Below are 15566 nucleotides of genomic sequence, written 5' to 3'. Positions count from 1 at the left end.
GTCATTGCCCATTGCGTTGACCAGTCAGGCAGGGCAACCACCAGGGATAGCCCCGGCCAGTCATACTACCCATTCCTGTTTTTGACCTGTTTTTGTTAAAATAGGTCAAAAACAGAAGAAAAAGATCTGCTTCTTTTACAGGAGCTTTGCCCTCTGCCGTTACATAGTAAAAGATGTTAGAATTCCGGTTTTGGGCTTTCTATATTTGCCTGACAATTTATACCCTATGATTTCCGCCCCATCAACATCTGCCTTTGCTGAGTTGGAAGCCTCTCTCACCGGCGAGTTGTTTTACAATACAGAATCTTCTTTGCACCAGGCCCAGCGGCGGGTGTACGCCACAGATGCCTCGGTGTACCAGGAGATGCCCACGGCGGTGGCTATCCCTAAGACAAAGGAGGACTTGAAAGCCTTAATCCGCTTCGCGAATGAGCATCAGATTACCTTGATTCCGCGCGCGGCGGGTACATCGCTGGCTGGTCAGGTGGTGGGCAATGGCCTGGTGGTAGACATCTCCAAATATTTCACCCAAATCCTGGAGGTGAACCCGCAGGAGCAGTGGGTGCGCGTGCAGCCGGGTGTCATCCGGGACGACCTGAACGCCACGCTCCGTCCGCACGGACTACTGTTTGGGCCTGAGACCTCCACGGCCAGCCGCGCCATGGTGGGCGGCATGATTGGCAACAACTCCTGCGGCCTGCACTCCATTGTCTGGGGCGATACCCGTACGCATTTGCTCTCGGCCAAAGTGTTATTGAGTGATGGCTCCGAAGCCGAATTCAAGCCGCTCACCCACGAGGAACTGCAACAGAAACTAGCCCTGCCCAACCTGGAGGGCGAGATTTACCGCAAAACCTACGGCCTCATCAGTAGCCCGGAAAACCGTGCGCTCATTCAGCAGAACTACCCCAAGAAGACCTTGACCCGCCGCAATACCGGCTATGCACTGGATTTTCTGGTAGACGAAGGCGCGGGCGAAGAAGGCCAGACCACGCTGGATTTATGCAAACTGCTGGCGGGCTCTGAAGGCACGCTGGCCTTTGTGACCGAAGCCAAACTGAACCTGCTGCCGCTGCCTCCCAAAGAGGAAGGGCTGGTGTGCGTGCATTTTACGTCATTGCTGGAGGCGCTGGAAGCCAACATCATCATTCTCAAGCACCACCCCATGTCGTCTGAGCTGGTGGACAAATACATCATGGATTTCACCAAGGGCCACCGCACCTATGACGCCAACCGCTTCTTCATTGAAGGCGATCCGGCCGCGTTGCTCATGGTAGAATTCATGGCCGACAGTCAGGACGAAATCACGGCCAAGGCCGATGCCATGATTGCCGACCTCAAAGCCGCCGGTCTGGGCTACGCCTACCCAGTGGTGCGCGGCGCCCTCACCAAACCCGTGTGGGACGTGCGCAAAGCCGGTCTGGGCTTAATCAGAAACCTGCCCGGCGACACCCAGCCCGTGAACCTCATTGAAGACTGCGCCGTGTCTCCCGAGGATCTGCCCGCCTACGTGACTGATGTGCAGCAAGTGCTGGAGAAATACAACCTACAGGCCTCGTACTACGCCCACGCCGGGGCCGGGGAACTGCACATTGAGCCCATGATCAACCTCAAGACCAATGAAGGCAAGCGGGTTTTCCGGGAAGTGCTCGCTGACACCACGGCCTTGGTCAAGAAATACAACGGCTCTTTGAGCGGTGAGCACGGCGATGGTCGTTTGCGCGGCGAGTTCATTCCGCAAGCTTTGGGGCAGGAAGTTTATGAACTACTTAAAGAAGTAAAGCAGATTTTCGACCCGAAGCATATTTTCAACGCGGGCAAGATTGTGGACACGCCGCCCATGAACGAGTTCCTGCGCTACGTGGAACGCCCGGCCCAGCAGCTCATTCCGGTGGAGACGCTGTTTGACTTCACCCGCCAGGAGGGAATCCTGCGGCTCGCCGAAAAATGCTCCGGCTCCGGTGACTGCCGCAAAACCCACGTGAGCGGCGGCACCATGTGCCCCAGCTACATGGCCACCCGCCAGGAGAAAGACACCACCCGCGCCCGCGCCAACATCCTGCGCCAGTTCCTCACCAATTCAGAGAAAGTCAACAAGTTTGACCACAAGGAAATCAAGGAGGTGATGGACCTGTGCCTGAGCTGCAAAGCCTGCAAAAGCGAGTGCCCCAGCAGCGTAGACGTGGCCAAAATGAAAGCCGAGTTCCTGCAGCATTACCATGACGCCAACGGCATTCCGCTGCGTACGCGCATGGTGGGCAACTTCACCAAAATGCAGCAACTGGCCTCCGTGGTGCCCGGCGTCTACAACTTCATGATCAGTAACCCCGTCACCAGCAAACTGATCAAGAAAACTGTGGGCTTTGCCGTGGACCGTTCCCTGCCCGAAGTTGGAAAAACCACCCTCAAAAGCTGGTTCAGGAAATGGCAGAAAGAGAAGGCCAGCGCCGCCAAAACCGGTAAGCCTGTCTATCTCTTCTGCGACGAGTTCACGAACTACAATGATGTAGAGATTGGCCAGACCACGGTGAAACTACTCTCAGCGTTGGGCTATTCGGTGCAGATTCCGGAGCACCTGGAAAGCGGACGTACTTACCTGTCCAAAGGCTTGGTGCGTGATGCCAAGGAGATTGCGATCAAAAACGTGCAGCTTCTGAACAAAGCTATGGCCAACGGAACGCCCATCATCGGGATTGAACCTTCGGCTATCTTAACGCTGCGCGATGAGTACCTGGACTTGGTGCCCGCTGACTTAGTGCCCGCCGCCCAACAGATAGCCGCCAATTCTTACCTTTTAGAGGAGTTTCTGCAAAAAGAGGCCGAAAACGGGAGTATCACCGCCGCTGCCTTCACGCAGGAGAAGAAGCACATCAAATTGCACGGCCACTGTTACCAAAAAGCGTTGCAGGTGCTCACGCCTACGCAGAAAATCCTGTCGCTGCCCCAGAATTACGAGGTGGAGATGATTCCCTCGGGCTGTTGCGGCATGGCCGGGTCGTTCGGTTATGAGGCCGAGCATTATGACGTCTCCATGCAGATTGGCGAGCTGGTGCTGTTCCCGGCCGTTCGGAACGCCGCCCCGGAAACCCTCATCGCCGCCGCCGGAACCAGCTGCCGTCACCAAATCAAAGACGGCACCGCCAAAAAAGCCCTGCACCCCGCCGAGATTCTGTGGCAGGCACTGAAGAAGTAACTTCAATGAAAACTCCCGCAAGTTTAGCTCCAGCGTAACTTGTGGGACAAATTTCCGCAAGTTTTCAACTTGCGAAACACACATTCATACAGCAAAGCCTTTCCTCCTGGAGAGGCTTTGCTGTTTTGGAGCTGTTTTTCTGAAAACAGGCCGAAAACAGCAGTTGGCTTTTTCTGGCTTTCCACTGGCGCGAGTCTCCAGACTCGTGCCGATGAGTGGTGGGAGTCTCCAGACTCCAGTTGATATGTTCTAGTCTCATGGTTCCCGGCGAGTCTGGAGACTCGCAGCATCACTTGTCACGAGTCTGAAGACTCGCGCCAGCTCCATTCCATTGTCACAATCAGCAAATTAGAAAAGACCTTGTAGCGTCCGGAGGACCTGCGAGCGTCTGTGCCAGCTGCCTTTGCCAACAAAAAGCCCTACCAGGTTTTTTTAACCTGGGAGGGCTAACCGCTCCTGTTTTCGGCCTGTTTTCCAAAAACTAGCTCATAAACAGAAATTATTCATTATCGGCTGCATACCACTCCGCAAACGCATTCTCAGTCTCCCAAAGCCGGAGGCTGTGCAGGTGCACATAGGCTGGTAGCTGGGGCTGGAGCTGGTCTTTGATGTGCAGGAGCAGGTTCTCGCAGGTGGGCTGGAAGGCGGTGAGCAGCAGCTTGTGGCCTTGTTCCTCCAAGAGGGAGATAAGGGCGCGGGAACTGGTGTCGCGCAGGAGCAGGGCGTGGTCCAGCAGGTGCAGCACGTGCGTGTTCACGGTCTTCTTCAAATCCCCGAAGTCCAGCACCATGCCGTCTTTGGGGTGTTTGTCCTCTTCCAGCGGGGTGCCCATCACGGTGACCTCCAGTTTGTAAGAGTGACCGTGAATGTGGCGGCAGGCGCCGTCATAGTGGGTTAACGCGTGCGCCGCCTCAAACGTGAAGCGGCGCGTTAATCTGATTCGGTTCATGGTTCTGTCACGTGCGCAGGCGGCGGCCTACGGCTTTTCTGTTTTCGGCCTGTTTTTAGAAAATTAGCCCGAAAACGTCTGGTAATATTTTGTCTTTAACCTACTATTGTTTCCTCTGGCGCAAGCGTCCGCTTGTGTCCGAACATATGGCTGCTCGTCCGCTTGCGCCGGAAAGTTGCTGGTCAGGTGCTGCTTGCAACGCCCTGCCTCTGGTGTTGAAATTACTGAAAGTAAGTCACGGAAGTAACTTCCGCGCCATAGAGGCCAGACCATAGAGCGTTACACTGCAACGTTGGAACCAGCGAGCGGTACCCTTAACAGCCATTCAAAATCCAGGAAAATCCAGAGAAAGCCAGGCCGCCTCAGGTGAATCTGGTTTACGCCTGTACCCGCACCAACGCCGCTTCTAATAGCTGGTCTTCGGCCTCCAGCAGTTCTTCCAGCATGATGTACCGTTTCTCCAGTTCGTCTTTAGAGAACAGCATGGGCAGCAGTTCTTTGTAGTAGCTGATACCAGATTGCAGGTTCTGCCAGAAGGTGTTCAGGTATTTGGCCTGCTTATCAGTAAGGGTGTCCAGCTGTTCGGCTTTCTTGTTTTTCCAGTAGTCAATGTACAGCTTGAGCTCGTTGATGAACACGTGCGGACGGTACGTCTGGTTCAGGGCGTTGAAGCGGCCGTAGATGTGGTCTACCATTTCCTGCAGCTTGAAAATGCCCGAGAAGAACGCCAGGTTGGGGCCGGGGCAGATGGCCACCGGTCGGCTCAGCGCTTTTTTACCCATGTTATACAGCAGCGACGCCGTGTTGGCCAACCCTTCGCAGAGACACTCCTTGGCCAGGATTTTGGCTTCTTCGGCGTGTAGAGCGGCTTCTGACAGCCCTTGCTGGTGCAGCTGCTCCAGTTTGCGGCGCTGGAATTTCCGCGAAGCGGTGCAGAGGGCCTCGTCTGTGAACTCGGTGTTTGACACCAGGTGCTTTTTCACGCAGGGGCTGCCGGGTTTGCCTTTGTCTATACGGGCGTGGGTCAGTTGCTCGCTGGTGGTGCCGCGCAACGCGTTGAAGGGTACGCCTAACGGCGAAATAGGGCTCAGGTACAGATCTTTGGCGGTGGCCGATGACAGTTTGGTCAGGGTCTCGGCATCTACGGTGGTGGCTTCGGGCACCAGCAGGAAGGGTGTGCCCCAGCCGGTGGCGTCAAACCCGTAATGCTCTAAAAAGAACGTATGTTCTTGGGCGGTGCCGATGCCGCCTTGCACGGTGAGGCGTTGCCCGGGAGCCGCAGCAGGAATCTCCAAACCTTTGGCGGTGAGCGCCTGCTGGCATAGGACCCAGAGTTCGGCTTTCAAGGCGTCACGGTTGGTTTTGAATTCCTCCAGAATAGGCCCTAGCAGCAACCCATCGGTGGCGAAGGCGTGTCCGCCGCAGTTCAAACCAGATTCCACCCTGAATTCAGACACCCAGATGCCTTTCTTGGCCAGAATCTTGCCCTGCACCGCCGCCGACCGGTAATCGCTCACCTTGATGATGACGGTCTTTTCAAATTCGCCCTGGGCGTTGGGCAAGAAGCACGGGAACTGCTCCATATAACTGAACAGCCGCGGGTTCATGCCCGCTGAGAATACAATAGACGAGCGCACGGTGCTGTTGGCAAATCCGCGCAACGCCGCCAGTGCGTCTGAATACTCCGCGGGCAGCGGCGAACCATCTGCGGAGTAATTGGTCTTGTCCAGCTTGGTCATGATGTTCACGTCAATAGCGCCCGGCTGAATGGCTGCGCGCAGTTTCTCCTGCAGAAATTCCCGGTATGGCTGGCTGTCTGCTTTCAGCATTTGCTCATAAAGTTTGCGCAACGGTAACTTTTCTGGCAGCATCTCAAAGTATTTGGTGAGCTGGGTGCCGGGGGCGAATTCCTCCTGGCGCACCCGCTCCAGCTGCTCTTGCACCAGTTCGTCTACCAGGTTAAGGTAGGCCGTCACGCGTTGGGCGCGGTAGTCTTCCTGTTTCTCAGAAATGGGCACGTAGGGGCGCTGATACAGGGCGGTGTAGTACTGCCGCATCTCCTCCAGCAGCTTGTCATCGGCAAGCGAAAGTACCGAGGAGATGCCGTAGCGGGCTACTTTAAGCGGGGAATCAATAGAAAAGGCCAGTCCCATGACCGGAATATGGAACGAATGCAGGGTGTTAAAAGCCATGTTTTTGCTATGCGAAATGGGTATTGGGTCCAAGTAGGGAACCGACGCACAAGGTAGGCACTTCCCTTTTTTGGGGAATAGGGGGAATGGCAGTCTGGGAGATGACCATCATCATTGTAAAAAAGCTATATTCTTTTAAAGAGGTGCCTTTCCAAAGAGGCAAACAGCGAAATGTCCCCTGTTTTGGAGCTGATTTTCTGAAAACAGCAAAACAGGGGAACTGGATAAACCGGGAACGGAAGGGGCAGGAGAAGGACAGTTTCTGTTTTGGGGCTATTTTCTGGAAAACAGCCCCAAAACAGAGGCTTATAGCGCCGCTGTCAACATGGTTTCATTGGAGAGCAGCAAGCCCGCCAGGGCAGCGGCCTGTTGCCTGATTTCCCGCAGGGCGGTTGACTCATACCAGATACCCTTGAGCGGCGGACCCAACGTGAACAGATGCTCTACCCGTTCGCCCTGGGCATTGAGCACGGTGCCGTCTATAGTGGCAGCCAGACCCAGGTGGAGCGGGTCAGGGGCGATGAGGTTTTGCTGCAGAAGTTGTTGCAGGAGCGGTTCTTTGCTTTTCAGGTAATCGCCCAGCGGGCCGGTGCAATTGATTACTTTGTCTACTACCAGCTGGGTAGGCGCTATTTTTCCGCGTTCCCGCAGGGTGACCACCGCTTTTCCGTCTTGCGGCTGCATGTCCAGCACGTGGGCGGCCAGGCGGTGCAGTTGCCCGTTCTGCTGTAACTGCTCCAATACTAGATGCGAGGTCAGCGGCATGCGGTGGCGGTGCACTTCCCAGTACGGTTTGAGGCGGCGCAGGAATTGTTTTTTCTGGGGCAACGTGAAATTCTGCCAGACCACCGGGACATGGTCGCGCAACGCATCAATGACGCTTTGCCACGGGTTGCCTGCATGTGCCGCCAGCCTTATTTCTTCCCGTACATACTGGAGCGCAGCCAACGGAGTCAGGGGCTGCTGTGGCAAGTGGCGCAAGGTGTAGGCCGGGGCATCAACCGCGTGGGGCTGGGGGAGCAAACCGTGCCGCGAGACTACGTGAACCTGGCCTTCGTGCCCCTGAGCGAGCAGACTACCTACCAAATCTACCATGGTCAGGCTGGAGCCCACCAGCAGTAGAGACGCGTCTTTGGGCAAGGTTTCCGGCAGATTGTTTGACCACGGCGAATCCACGTAATGGGAACTGCGGTAAAAACGGGTGTTCAGGATAGGGACGGGCGCCGGTGCCAAATTTCCCAAGCCTAACACCACTTTCTGCACTTGCAGAGTGCTCGAATCGTTTAACGCCACCAAGAAACCAGAGTCGCCGGTAACCTGACTAACCGAAACCACTTCTGCCGTGAGTCTGATGAACTGAACGCCCGGGCGGGCATTGGCTTCGGCGGCCTGTAAAGAATGCTCCACGTATTCCCCAAAAATATGCCGCGGGATAAAATCTTCGCCGGTGACCGGGTGGGGAAGCTCCTGCGGGAAGCGGTGTTGGTGGGCCCGCAGCCAATCCAGGAAATCATTCGGCTTGTCTAGAAACAGCGTCATGCGTGAAGCGGGCACATTCAGGGGCTGAAACGGCAAACGGCTACTGTAGGCCACCCCTCTGCACCATTTCTGCTCGTCTTTTTCCAGCAGGTACACTGTGGTCGCTTCCCGGGCAGCTTGAAGCAGATGGATAGCCGTGAGGGTACCGCTTAAACCTCCGCCTATAATGGCAATACGCAGCTGTTCCATGGTGTTTCCTTCGGTTTTGATGAAGATTGATGGGGAAGTGTGGGTGCCCTTTTCAGCGAATGCGTACCTATACGCACTCGCCTTTGCGTGGTTATACAGGAGTTACTAATTTAACAGAAAGATATCAGGAGGAGACCGTAAGGAATATTTCCTGTTTCTGACCTGTTTTTAGAAAATCAGGCCGAAAATAGGAAATGAATTTTAAGTACCTTTCGCTGGTGCCCCACCAGTTTCTTTTCTTATGAAATGGATTACCCGCGAACGTCCTAAAATTGACCGCCTGGCCTGTCCGTGGCTTATCAAACGCTTCATAGACGCCACGGCGGAAATCATTTACGTGCCCGAAAACCAGGTGCTGGACCAGGCCAAGGAACGCAACGCCATTCCGTTTGACATACCCGGCGTGGAATACAGCCATTACCAGGACCGCTGCACCTTTGATTATTTCCTGGAGAAGCACCAGCTGCACCAAGACCCGGCGTTGCAGACCCTGGCGCTCATTGTGCGTGGTGCCGATACCGATGACCACACGCTGGCGGCACAGTCGGCGGGGCTATGGGCTATCTCGCATGGCATGGCGTTTAATATCTCTGATGACCAGGAACTGCTGGAGAAGGGGATGATCATTTATGATGGCCTGTACAGCTGGGCCAAGCATTTGCAGAAACAGAAACACACCACGCACCCTACTGAACAGATTTTCCTGCAGGCTTACCACCAGTTTCTGGAGGAGAAAAAAGACGCGCCGCAGAAAGTACCGGCCTGGGCGCAGCACCTCAAAGAGATCATCCAGGACCAGATTGACACCAACCTCACTTTGAACCTGAAGGAAATCGCAGAGGCGTTGGACGTGAATCCGGCATACGTCTCCCGAGCATTCTCCAGGTACTTTGACAATCTTTCCTTCGGCGAATATATCAGGAAACTGCGCATTGAGAAAGCCCTGAACCTGCTGCACACCTCGGGCTACACCCTCGCCGAAATAGCCTACCTCACCGGCTTCTCTGACCAGAGCCATTTTACCCGTATTTTCAAACAGCAGCTGGGGCAAAGCCCGTCTGATTACCGGAAAAGTTTGCGCAAAAAGTAAAACCCATCCAAAAGGTAAATTCTGTGCTAGCCTCAGTTTCGCTGGTGCCGTATTCTTGTACTGACTAATACGCCACTATGGAAACCAAGACACCTGAGACCACCTCTGCCCACAAATTGACCGCTCCAGAGAAGCCTTCTTTCAGAGAGGCTTTTCTGTTTTGGCTTAAGCTGGGCTTCATCAGTTTTGGAGGCCCGGCCGGGCAAATTGCCATCATGCATTCGTTCATAGTGGAGCAAAAACGGTGGGTGTCAGATTCCCGGTTTCTGCACGCGCTCAACTATTGCATGCTTTTACCCGGGCCAGAGGCGCAGCAACTGGCCACCTATTTGGGCTGGCTCATGCACGGCGTACGGGGCGGTTTGGTAGCCGGAATCTTCTTCGTGCTGCCCAGCGTGTTTATTTTACTGGGGCTGAGTGCCGTGTACGTGAGCTTCGGGACTATCCCGTGGGTGGCGGCCCTGTTCTATGGGTTGAAACCGGCGGTAGTGGCCATAGTGGCGCTGGCGTTGATCAAGATTGCGGGTAAGTCCTTGAAAAGCTGGTTCCATTACGCCTTGGCGGCCGCCAGTTTTGTGGCCATTTTCTTTTTCAAAGTACCGTTCCCGTTGATCATTCTGGCTGCCGTGTTGTTGGCGTTGGTGGTGAGAAAAGCTTTCCCGGCCCTGTTGCAGGAAAAAGAAGCCACCAAAAAACAGGCCGATGACGAAGAAAGCCATTACCTGCACGCCGGCAGCGAAGTAGTGGGAGAGGGCGTCACGTTTGGCCGCAGCCTCCTGCGCTTTGCAGTTACCTTGGCGCTTTGGGCGTTACCGCTTGCCTTGTTTTATCTGCTCACCAGCCAGTATTCGTTCTGGGAGAACCTAATCGCCTTCTTTACCAAAGCGGCCTTGGTGACGTTTGGTGGGGCGTATGCCGTGTTGCCCTATGCGGCGCAGGTAACGGTTGAGAAATTCCATTGGCTCTCCAGGCTGGAGATGATTGATGGCCTGGCCTTGGGTGAAACCACGCCTGGTCCGCTTATTATGGTGCTGGCGTTTGTGGGCTTCATGGCAGGCTTCAACCAGTACGGCGGCTCCCTGGCGATGGGCGCGGTGGGTTTGTTTACTACCACCTTTTACACGTTTCTGCCTTGTTTCTTCTTTATACTGGCCGGTGCCCCGTTCATAGAACGTACCCGCGGCAACACAGCCGTGAAATCTATTTTAGGTGTCATCACGGCTGCAGTGGTAGGGGTGGTGCTAAACCTCACCGTGTATTTCGGGACGGCTGTTCTGTTCCCCAATGGTATTTCTTTCCAGAGGCTGGACTACTTCGCCTTGGCCTGGATTCTTATCTCTTTTCTGGCCATGTACCGCTTTAAAGTGGGTATGATTACCTGGATTGGTGTGAGTGCGTTAGCGGGGTTAGTATTTTATTTCTATCTGGCATACGGGCTAGTAGCAGTAAGCTTATGACTTAAGTTTATAGTGGTGTAAATAGTTGATAATCTTTCGGTTGGAAAATTAATATTAAAATTTTCTAATAATCATTTGGCAGGTTCAGGAATAACTATTCTATTTGTCTACTAATTCTATAGAGATGAAGAGTAAGGGTGCAGGTTTTGTCTATCTTGTCTTGTAGGGTGACCCTGACAACGTCTGTACCCGCTCTTAAGAAGTGAGCTAGAGTGATTAGGTCGTGTGGCTGAGTGGCTAGGCAAAGACCGGCAAAGTCTTTTACGGCGGTTCGAGTCCGCCCGTGACCGCAGCGCATCTTGCTGGATAGGAAGGTGCACAAGTGCCGCAAGTGAATACGTGGGGAAGGCGTTTTGGGCCTGTTTTTCTGAAAACAGCAAACGGGTAGCGGCCTTATAAGAGAATATCAAATCAATACATACCCATGAAACCAGATGTTTTAAAAGTAAGCCTGAAAAGCCAACGAATGTGCCGCCTGCCCAGACGTCACCGCTACTGTTGTTGTTGCCGCTAATCTGCCAGCAACCTTTTTTTCAATGTTACTTTTTTCAACATCAAAATCATGAACCTCAAACTTTTACTTTTCTTAATTTTAATCGCACTTCCTTTCCTTTCCCTGCACGCGCAGGAAACCAGCCTGGTGGAAATCACGGGCAGAGTAACCGACCAGTCCAACAAAGAAGCGCTGCCAGGCGTGAGCGTGTTTGTGCGCGGTACCGTCACCGGAACCTCCACCAACGCCAACGGCGACTTCAGCCTGAAAACCAGGTTAAAATTTCCGTTCACGTTAGTGATTTCATTGGTAGGCTACCAGCCGCAGGAATTTGAAATCAAAGAGCCCGGCTCCCGCCTGGACATCGCCTTGGTCACCCAGACCTTGCTGGGCAAAGAAGTGGTAGTGTCGGCGTCACGGGTGGAGGAGAGTATTCTGAAATCGCCGGTGGCCATTGAGAAACTGGACATCAGGGCCATTAAAGAAACGCCCGCGCCCAGCTTTTATGACGCGCTGGAGAACGTGAAGGGGGTGCAGATGACCACCAGCAGCCTTACCTTTAAAGTGCCCAATACCCGCGGGTTTAACATTCCCAACAACTTCAGGTTCATGCAACTGGTAGACGGTGTAGACATGCAGGCCGCCACGTTAGGCGTACCGCTGGGCAATGCCATCGGGCCCACCGAACTGGACATTGAGAGCGTGGAGATTACCCCGGGCGCGGCCTCGGCGCTGTACGGCATGAACGCCATCAACGGCATGGCCAACCTTATTACCAAAAGCCCTTTCCTGTACCAGGGGTTGAGCGTGTACCAGAAAACCGGTCTGAACCACGTAGACGGCAAAGACGCGGAGCCCAGCATTCTGTCAGAGTTGGCCTTCCGCTATGCGAAAGCTTTCCATGATAAATGGGCCTTTAAAATCAACGCCAGCTACATGAACGGCACCGACTGGCGCTCCAACACCACCACAGACCAAAACCCGAACTCGCTGAACACTGCCAATCCCAATTTCCCTGAGTTGTCCGGAGCCAACAATCCCGCCTATGATGCCTGGAACAAGTACGGCGACGAGAACAATAACGCCGTGACCGTGAGTGGGGTGAACTACCAGGGCAAAAACCAGACGTTTCTGGTGCGCCGCACCGGCTATTGGGAGAAAGACGTGGTGAGCCCGCGGGTAGACAACCTGAAATTTGACGCTGCTTTACATTACCGCTTAGGGGACAACGCCGAACTGGCCTACGGCTACCGCATCGGCAAAATGGATGGTGTTTTCCAGCGCGGAAACAAGATACAGCTGGACAATGTGGTGGTACAGAACCACCGGTTAGAACTCAAGGGCGCTAACTACTTTGTGCGGTCTTATGTCTCTCTGGAGAACACGGGCGATTCTTACAACGTGAAACCCATGGTAGACAACCTGGACATTACCAGCGGCGGCTCCAACAGCGAGTGGGGGGCTAAGTTCAAGACAGCCTTGCAAACCCAACTGAACGCCGGAACAGATTTAGCAACCGCCATGCAACGGGCCCGCCAAGCCGCCGATGCCGGACGGGCAGAACCGGGCACTCCGCAGTTTGAGGCCTTGAAAAACACCATCAGGGGAATTAACAACTGGGACCACGGCAAAGTGGTGGCCGGTGCGCCCGAAACCGGAGGGGCCTGGCTGCGGCAGGAAAGCCGGTTGTACCACGCAGATGCCCAATACAACTTTGAAAACCGCCTGAAATTCGCCAATCTGTTGGTGGGCGCAGATGCCCGCGTGTACGAAGTCATTCCAGACGGCAACAACTTCGTGGATTTCTCCCGGCCCATCAATGAGCGCACCTTGCCCGGTGGCAACAATGTGTACTACAAGAAATTCGGGGCGTTTGGGCAGCTGACTAAGACTTTCTTCAGTGATAAATTGAAAGTTTTCGGTTCTCTGAGAGTGGACTATAACCCAGAGTTTGACCCGAAACTGAACCCGAGGGTTGCCGCCGTGTACACGTTGTCTGAGCAGCATAATTTTAGGGTTTCTTACCAGAACGGTTTCCGGTTCCCGGCGCTGTTTGAGGCGGTGTCTTACGTGAACAACGGCAACGTGCGGCGCGTGGGCGGTTTGGGGTACATTAATGAAGGACTGGGCTATCTGGATAACTCCTACACGCTCACTTCAGTCAACGATTTTAACGCGGCGGTGAACAAAGACGTGACTGCCGGCATGACCGCCAATGACGCCGCGCTGAAGAACCGGAACGTGCTGCAGATCACCAGCCTTTCGGCCACCCGGCCGGAGCAAATCAACTCGTTTGAAGTAGGCTACAAGAGCGTGTTGTTTGACAGCAAACTGGTCATTGACATTGATGCCTATACCAACGTGTATGACGGTTTCCTGGGTCAGGTGGAAGTGAGTGTACCCAAAAACAACACCGTTCAAGTGGGCACCGATGAAGCCGTAATTGCCATGCTGGCCGCCAACCGCAATGCCCAGCAAACCCGCTACCGTGTGTACACCAATGCCAAGAACAAGTACAACAACTATGGCTCGTCGTTGGGCGTGACGTACAACTTCTATGAGAAATTCACTCTGTCTGGGAACGTGAACTACAACGCCATTGAGACAAACGCCGAGAAAGACATCTTCGTGACGGCCTTCAACACCCCTAACTGGATCACCAACGTGTCGTTTGGGAACCGTGAGGTGGTGAAGAACCTGGGCTTCAATGTGGTGTGGCGCTGGCAGGATTCTTTCCTGTGGGAGAGTCCGTTGGCTAACGGTACCGTGCCGGCTTACAGCACTGTAGATGCCCAAGTGACCTACCGCGTACCCGAAAGCAAAATCACCCTCAAGACCGGCGGCACCAACCTCTTCAACCAGCGCTACATTCAGTACGCGGCCGGGCCTACCATTGGCGGTTTATACTATGTGGCCATTACCTTAGACGGCTTACTGGCGAAGTAATGTAATTCCTGTTTTCCGCCTGTTTTCCAGAAAATAGCCCGAAAACGGCAAATAAAATTACTTCGGTTTCACTGGCTAAACCAAGAGTTCTTGTGACTACTTCGTGATCCAAAAGAACCCTATTCCTTAGGGGTATGGCACTTTTATTTGACCGAACATACACTTTCCTGTTTCCGGGCTGTTTTTCTGAAAACAGCCCGGAAACAGGAAAGGAAAGCGGTTCCGTGCAGGGAAATATGATTTGGATAAAATAAACCAATTGGTTTATTTTGCTGCCATGAAACAAACCCCAACCTCTAAAGCTGAACAAACCCGCCAACTGATTGTAGAGCGGGCGGCCGTGCTGTTTAACCAGAAAGGGTTTGCGGGTACGTCTTACCAGGATTTGATTTCCGCCACCGGCGTGACCAAGGGCTGTTTGTATGGTCATTTTGCCAGCAAGGAAGAATTGGCCGTGGCGGCCTTTGAGTACGCGGCGCAGCTGCTTATTGACAAACTGGGTGCCGTGATGGCGCCGTATGAACATGCCGGGCAGCGGCTGCGGGCGCTGCTGCACTTCTACCGCACTTACCTGGCCAACCCCGTGATTGCCGGTGGCTGCCCGTTGCTCAACACCGCCGTAGAAGCCGATGACAACCAGCCCGCCCTGCACCAGCGCGTGGTGCACGTGCTCAACCGTCTGCACAAAGGCGTGAGAAAACTGCTGGAGTTGGGACAGGCGCAAGGTGTTTTTCGGCCGCAGGCGAACGCCCAGGCCTTGGCCACTTTTTTCATTGCCACGGTAGAAGGTGCTATTCTGCTGGGGAAGGCGTATGATGAAGAACGGCCGCTGCAGGTGGTGCTGGACCAGCTGGAGCAGTGGCTGAGGGTGGAGTTAGGCAGCTTCTAAAATTTTTTAACCCGTCATAAACCAATTGGTCTATTTTGAAACTATGAAAGAACAAACCACTTCACCCAAACCCGCCGTGCTGGAAAGCCAGACCCGCATCCGGTTTGACCACTGCGACCCCTTTGGGCATCTGAACAACAGCGCATTTCTCAACTACTTCCAGAACGAGCGCGAAGACCAGGTAGAGGCGGCCTATGGGCTTGACATTCACGCGTTCTTCCGGAAAACCGGCCGCGCCTGGGTGGTGGGGCAGAACCAGATAGTGTATTTGAACCCGGCGCAGGTGCGGGAATTGGTGACCATCCAGACCAGCATCCGGCACGTGACCGAGACCAGTATGTTGGTGGAACACCTTATGTTTGACGCCGAGAAGAAACGGCTGAAGTCGGTGCTCTGGACGAAGTTCATCTACATTGACGTGCGCAAGAACGAACGCGCCAGCCATGAGCCCGAACTGATGGAACTGTTCAACGAGGTGGCGGTGAAAGAGGAGACGCCGGCGCTGTTTGAAGACCGAGTGAAGCAGCTGCGCGAGCAGATGAAAGCCTCGGCGCAGCCGAAGGCAGGGTAGTTTTCCAGTTGGTATTGAAGTGCGTTTTGCTGTTCTAAACGCAGTAACGCAAACTTGT

8 protein-coding genes, 1 tRNA gene and 1 pseudogene are annotated in these 15566 nt (G+C 54.2%); 7 read left to right on the top strand and 3 right to left on the bottom strand.

The features are described 5' to 3' along the window. The first annotated feature begins 226 nt into the window (after positions 1-226). Positions 227-3193 carry an FAD-binding and (Fe-S)-binding domain-containing protein gene (locus tag A8O25_RS11065; protein WP_066834854.1) on the top strand — a complete coding sequence of 989 codons (2967 nt, stop codon included), beginning with the start codon at positions 227-229 and terminating at the stop codon, positions 3191-3193. A 499-nt stretch (positions 3194-3692) separates the two neighbouring features. Here A8O25_RS11065 and A8O25_RS11060 read toward each other — a convergent pair whose 3' ends face one another. The 3 genes and pseudogenes from A8O25_RS11060 to A8O25_RS24350 all read right to left on the bottom strand — a co-directional run. Further along, on the bottom strand, positions 3693-4142 hold the full coding sequence (locus A8O25_RS11060; RefSeq protein ID WP_066834776.1) for a 6-pyruvoyl trahydropterin synthase family protein: 450 nt from the start codon (positions 4140-4142) through the stop codon (positions 3693-3695). Positions 4143-4519: 377 nt separating this feature from the next. After that, the gene (locus tag A8O25_RS11055; RefSeq protein ID WP_066834774.1) at positions 4520-6334 is read right to left on the bottom strand and encodes a hypothetical protein; all 1815 of its coding nucleotides are present in this window, start codon (positions 6332-6334) and stop codon (positions 4520-4522) included. A gap of 1245 nt (positions 6335-7579) precedes the next feature. Beyond that, a pseudogene (locus A8O25_RS24350) lies at positions 7580-8062 on the bottom strand (FAD/NAD(P)-binding protein); the annotation flags it as partial. Between the two features lie 241 nt (positions 8063-8303). Between A8O25_RS24350 and A8O25_RS11045 the strand changes: the two are divergent. From A8O25_RS11045 to A8O25_RS11020, 6 genes are all read left to right on the top strand, one after another. Beyond that, entirely contained in the window at positions 8304-9152 is an 849-nt protein-coding gene (locus A8O25_RS11045) for a chromate resistance protein ChrB domain-containing protein (protein WP_066834770.1), read from the top strand. 77 nt (positions 9153-9229) lie between these two features. Beyond that, complete coding sequence (chrA, locus tag A8O25_RS11040; RefSeq protein ID WP_066834768.1) at positions 9230-10609, top strand: chromate efflux transporter; 1380 nt, start codon at positions 9230-9232, stop codon at positions 10607-10609. A 219-nt stretch (positions 10610-10828) separates the two neighbouring features. After that, positions 10829-10899 (top strand) — tRNA-Cys (locus tag A8O25_RS11035). A gap of 272 nt (positions 10900-11171) precedes the next feature. Next, positions 11172-14048 (top strand): TonB-dependent receptor, encoded by a 2877-nt coding sequence (locus A8O25_RS11030; protein WP_066834766.1) that lies wholly within the window; start codon positions 11172-11174, stop codon positions 14046-14048. Positions 14049-14325: 277 nt separating this feature from the next. Next, positions 14326-14937: a TetR/AcrR family transcriptional regulator gene (locus tag A8O25_RS11025; protein ID WP_066834764.1), complete on the top strand. Its 612-nt coding sequence runs from the start codon at positions 14326-14328 to the stop codon at positions 14935-14937. Between the two features lie 43 nt (positions 14938-14980). Next, positions 14981-15508 carry an acyl-CoA thioesterase gene (locus tag A8O25_RS11020; protein WP_066834762.1) on the top strand — a complete coding sequence of 176 codons (528 nt, stop codon included), beginning with the start codon at positions 14981-14983 and terminating at the stop codon, positions 15506-15508. The last annotated feature ends 58 nt before the right edge of the window (positions 15509-15566 follow it).

Origin of the sequence: Rufibacter ruber (genome assembly GCF_001647275.1) — a bacterium.
Taxonomy (GTDB): domain Bacteria; phylum Bacteroidota; class Bacteroidia; order Cytophagales; family Hymenobacteraceae; genus Nibribacter; species Nibribacter ruber_C.
The sequence above is the reverse complement of the archived record's forward strand: the minus strand, read 5'-3'. Positions and strand labels throughout refer to the sequence as shown.

Excerpts from the sequence above, each read along its gene's own strand:
- A8O25_RS11065 (WP_066834854.1), top strand. The coding sequence starts at position 227 with ATGATTTCCGCCCCATCAACATCTGCCTTTGCTGAGTTGGAAGCCTCT.
- A8O25_RS11060 (WP_066834776.1), bottom strand. The coding sequence starts at position 4,142 with ATGAACCGAATCAGATTAACGCGCCGCTTCACGTTTGAGGCGGCGCAC.
- A8O25_RS11055 (WP_066834774.1), bottom strand. The coding sequence starts at position 6,334 with ATGGCTTTTAACACCCTGCATTCGTTCCATATTCCGGTCATGGGACTG.
- A8O25_RS11045 (WP_066834770.1), top strand. The coding sequence starts at position 8,304 with ATGAAATGGATTACCCGCGAACGTCCTAAAATTGACCGCCTGGCCTGT.
- chrA (WP_066834768.1), top strand. The coding sequence starts at position 9,230 with ATGGAAACCAAGACACCTGAGACCACCTCTGCCCACAAATTGACCGCT.
- A8O25_RS11030 (WP_066834766.1), top strand. The coding sequence starts at position 11,172 with ATGAACCTCAAACTTTTACTTTTCTTAATTTTAATCGCACTTCCTTTC.
- A8O25_RS11025 (WP_066834764.1), top strand. The coding sequence starts at position 14,326 with ATGAAACAAACCCCAACCTCTAAAGCTGAACAAACCCGCCAACTGATT.
- A8O25_RS11020 (WP_066834762.1), top strand. The coding sequence starts at position 14,981 with ATGAAAGAACAAACCACTTCACCCAAACCCGCCGTGCTGGAAAGCCAG.